The following is a 4,616-nucleotide window of genomic DNA, read 5'->3' as shown; positions in this document are numbered from 1 at the left end:
CACACACCACCCGAACCCGCCCACCCATCAGGGCAAAGACCGTTGCAGTACTAGGTCGCACAGCGCGTTCTGCGCCGCGGTTTCGCCCAGGTTCATCAGGCGCCTTCCGACACCGCGCCGTTCGGCGTCGAGTTCGGCCTTTTGCTGTGCCTGGTCGGGGTCGGAGTCGTGGAGTTCGTCGTGTGCCTCGTCGATGTCCTTCAGCCGGGCGCGCAGCGCATGCTGGTCCCGGAACCACTCGCGCTCCGCCTCTTCGACTATGCCGCGCAGGTCGTGCGTGGCGTATGCGATGAGATCCTTGCGAGCCTGGTCGCTGACCCCAGTGGGGAACAAGGCGAGGAAGTCGTTGACGAGTTTCGTCCCCTGGGAGATGGCCACCTCGACCAGGTCGGTGAGGTAGCCCGACGGTCCGAACAGCCGGGGTGCCTTGTGCGGCATCGCCCGCAGCACGATGCCGTCGGCACGTACCAGCCGTCCGGCGGCGGCAAGGTCCAGCAGGTGGGCCAGGTACTGACGGCGCAGGATCTCGACGGCCGAGAGGTAACAGCCCGGCGGCACGATGGTGCCTGAGATGAGCTCCTTGGGGCGTTCCAGGAAGTACAGGTCGCGGCGCCTGCGGTCCGGGATCGTCAGCAGGAACGCGTTGCCGGTACGGCGGCCGGCCCGCCCCACCTGCTGGGCGTAGGACGCGGGGCGCCGCGGCAGCGCCGCCAGCACCACCGCCGACAGATCGCCGATGTCGATGCCCATCTCCAGCGTGGGCGTGCAGGACAACACATTGGGGTCCTTGAAACCCTCGCGCCGTTTGAAGGCGTTCTCCACCTCCTCGCGCTGCGGGCGGGTGAGCATGCCGGTGTGCTCGGCGGTGACCACTTGGTACTTGCCGGCTGCGCGGTACAGGCTCCGGTAGTAGTCGCGGGTGTAGTCGCGGTCGCGGTGGTGGACCCCCAGGCCTTCGGGGCGGTCACCTGCAACCAGGCGGCCCCTGCGGCAACGGTAGGAGGGGCAGGGTTGGTCGTGCCACTGGTCCAGCAGCGACGGATGGACGGTCTGTTCCCAGAAGCAGACCGGGCAGCGTACGTACGCGTGGCGCACCTGCTCGTCGTCCAGGAGCCAGGCTTCGATGTTGCCGGGCTTGAGTCCGTAGACCTTCAGCGAGGTGTCGTTCGGGGTGCGCACGGAGAGCAGTCCCAGCGCCGCCAGTTCGGGTAGCAGCGCAGACCAGAACTCCGGGGCCAATTCGCGCGGCAGGCTCAGACAGCGCCCCGCCCATCGCTCGTACCAGGACAGCCTGCCGGTGGCGAAGTCGAACTCGCTGCCGTTCTTGGCCTGGCCGAGCAGGAACACCGGGGCCGCGACCCGCTTGGGGAACGCGCGCATGCCAGGTGCCCGCTTTCCCCAGATGAAGTACCGGCTCGTGCCGGCCTCGTCGATGTACTTGTCCAACCAGCGGTGGGCGACTGCACCGCGGGTGCGCAGCCGCTCCAGGAGGATCCGCACGAACGCCAGGTAGTGCGCGTCGTCCTGCGGGACCATCGGCACCCGGTCGCCGACGCACGCCTCATGAACCCGTCTGACCAGCGCGACCACAGCCGCCGAGTCCTTCAGGCGCACCTGTGCGGCAGCGGTCCTGGTGAGTTCAAGGGTGCGGCCGTTCCTGGAGCGGAATCCGAACTCCATGAGCGCCTCGAAGGCGAGGCGCTGCCCGATCAGCTGCCACACCTGCATGTTGCCGCCACGCCCCTTGCCGGACAGCAGCTTCTCGACGCCCTTGTAGACGTGGAGGTCCGGCGGCACCACCGCCGCGAGGGTGTCCTTGTCCGTGGTGGCCTCGACCACGTCGGCGATGAGGTCGTTGAGCGCTTTGGGCGCCTCATGCGTGAGGTGCTCGGCCAGCAGGGCACGCAGCGAGAAGGTGTACGAGCGGTTGGCGACGAACCCGGCCCGGTGCGCGGCGTCCTGCACCGAGTCGTTGAACATCAGCGTCTTGTCCTCGTGCAGGTCCTTGTCGAGCTCCCCGCCGGTGAACAGCTGCGTGATCGACGCTGCGGCCATCGCCGCCGAGCCGGTACCGAGGTAACGGATCGCGTTGCGCTCCCCGCATGCCGGGCACCAGTCCTCCCTCGCCGCGGTGTTCGCCACGGTGCCGCCGAAGTGCACCAGCACGAAGGCCGAGTCGCGGGCGGTCAGCCGCGGCTCTTTCGTCTCCCTGTCGTAGTCGTTGAGCGGGTCCGGCAGCCGGAGCCGCCTGCGCGCACCGTCCAGCACCATCAGCAGGCCGCCGGCGCCCTGCGCCCCCGCCTCGGCACCGACCCGCCGGCCCGCGGCCGACATCAGCCCGGCGCCGGATCCCTCCCGCGCCTCCTGGCCGGTCGCCGCTATCAGGTTCCGGACCCGGGCCTTGTCCTGGCCGAGCGAGGCCCGCCGGATCTTGAACGTGTCGAACTGCACGTCGTGGTCGTCACTCTCCGGCGAGAACACCGCCCACCCCGACCGCCCGCAATCGCGGCAGTAGACGGCCGGAAGGAAGAGGTTGGCGCTCTGCCCTGACGTCGCCGTCGTCACCGGCGCGGCACGGTCGCCGTCCGCCGCGCTCGCGTCCGCCAGCCCGGCAACGTCCCAGCGAAACTCGGCCTTCGGCCACGGCAGGACCCCGCGCAGCACCCGGGAAACCGACCGCGCCCACTGGTGCACCTCCACATGCACGAACGGTCGCGGCTCCCCCGGCGGCGAATCGGGGTCTCTCGCGTACGACAGCAGCGCCACGAACCGGGCCAGCGCCTCGGCCGCCTTCTCGGGCTGCCGGGCCACCGCCTCCGCCCAGCCGGCCGCGCCCGCACGCCACATGACGTCCAGCACCTCGGCGCTGTTTTTCACCTCGCCGTCAAGCGCCTCCATCACGGCACGCGTGAACAGGTGCTGCTTCAAGTTCCCACCCAGCAGGAACGGATCCGGGTCCCGAACGCCGGTGACAGCCTCGATGAGGTCGAGCAGCGCCTCCTCGCCGGACGCTGGATCTGCGAGAGCCAGCAGCTCGTCCGGGTTGGGCAGCCCCTGCATCTGCACGCTGCGTCGAGGGATGAACTCCTCCACCGACAGCCGGTCCTCCCCAACGATGGATTCCCGGCTGAACTCGGTACCGAAGACGTCGCTCGCCACCTCCAGCAGGCGTGCCACGCCGTCCTCGTCGGACCCCGACGCAAGGGTCGCCGACGTGGCGACAGGACAGATGCTCCCGAGCGGGCGGTCCTTCTCCGACGCGCCGACCGCGGACGCGAGCCGGCGCAGCAGCATCGCCACATCCGTGCCCTGCGCGCCGTCGTAGGTGTGGAACTCGTCCACCACGACGTAGCGGATGTCCGCCTGCTGCCACAGCGGGGCGTCGTCCTCCCGCTGCAACAGTAGGTCGAGCATCTTGTAGTTGGTGATCAGGATGTCCGGCGGCGACAACTGCATATCGGAACGCCGAGTGCGCACCTTCTCGTACTCCGTTGCCGCCCTGTCCCCGATATACAGGCCCGCCCACAACTTGCCCAGATCGTCGTTCTGCGTCAGCAGCTCGTCGATGCGCTGCGCCTGGTCCGTCGCGAGCGCGTTCATCGGGTACAGGAACACCGCCTTGACGCCGGCCTTCCCCGCCTCGCGCCCCCTACGACAGTGGTCAAGCACCGGGTAGAGGAACGCCTCCGTCTTACCGGAGCCTGTGCCCGTGGTGACGAGGGTCGGCTGCGGGGTGTGACCGCCCGCGGACGTCAGCCGCGCGAAGGCGGCGGCCTGGTGCGCGTATGGAATGAACCCCTCGCGCCGCCACTCCAAATGCTCGCGCCAGCCGTCGTCCGCCGTCGTGAAGGGCGTACGGATGCGCAGGTACGGCCCACGGAACATCCCGGAGGTCTCGTCCCCGAGGAAGCGGTGCAGCGCCTCACGAGCGCCCTCGTCGCTGAGGGCGTACGTAGTCGACAGGTACTGCAGCAGGCTCTCCTTGAGCCCGCGCGCCTGAAGCGTCGGCCTCACGACTGCTCCACCTCCTGCTTCGCCGGGTCCCACTCGCCGGAGATCGCCGCGTCCAGGCGCGCCTTGAAGTGGGCGTGCGCCTCGCGCATCTCGACCTCGCGCTTGGCCTGGTAGAAGGGGGCACGGTAACCCGCGGGGACGGGCATCCCGGTCGGGTCCCGTTTCTGCTCCACGGCCGTCCGGTAGGGCTCGAAGTCCTTCCACGAGTCCTTCGTCTGCCGCTGCCCGATGGTGCGGGCGTTCCCGGCAATCTTCCAGCCGTCGGCGTCGAACCACGTCACGGCCTCGTACTTCTGGAGCACGGGGAACCGTCCCTTGTAGGCGGCGATCAGCGCGTCCGCGTCCATGCCGAGCCACACGGCGACGAGCGCGTCGATCTCCACTAGGGCAGAACGCCGTGCGCGCTCGGTGCGGAGGGGCGTCTTAGGGCGCCAGGCCGGGGAGACGTCGTTGAGGGGCTGGAGGTCGGGCCAGTCCCTCGCCCAGGGCTCGTGGGTCGACCAGGCGGGATCGTAGAGTTCCGCCCAGAGGCTGGCGTAGGCGGTGGTGAGGCAGTTGAGTCGGAGAGTACGGAGGAGGAGCGGGGAGGCCAGGGGGTGGTC

The 4,616-nt window shown here is 69.5% G+C and carries 1 protein-coding gene and 1 pseudogene; both read right to left on the bottom strand.

Annotation, left to right across the window (positions count from 1 at the left end; translation table 11 throughout):
* Nucleotides 1–27: 27 nt before the first annotated feature.
* A complete protein-coding gene (locus tag V7E46_RS32595) occupies nt 28–4,014 on the bottom strand; it encodes a DEAD/DEAH box helicase (protein ID WP_333771781.1) in 3,987 nt (1,328 codons plus the stop codon).
* Nucleotides 4,011–4,616, bottom strand: a pseudogene (locus V7E46_RS32590) (hypothetical protein); the annotation flags it as partial. The gene V7E46_RS32595 and the pseudogene V7E46_RS32590, both read right to left, overlap by 4 nt.

The organism is Streptomyces sp. IBSBF 2435 (assembly GCF_036815005.1).
Lineage (GTDB): Bacteria > Actinomycetota > Actinomycetes > Streptomycetales > Streptomycetaceae > Actinacidiphila.
The sequence above is the reverse complement of the archived record's forward strand: the minus strand, read 5'-3'. Positions and strand labels throughout refer to the sequence as shown.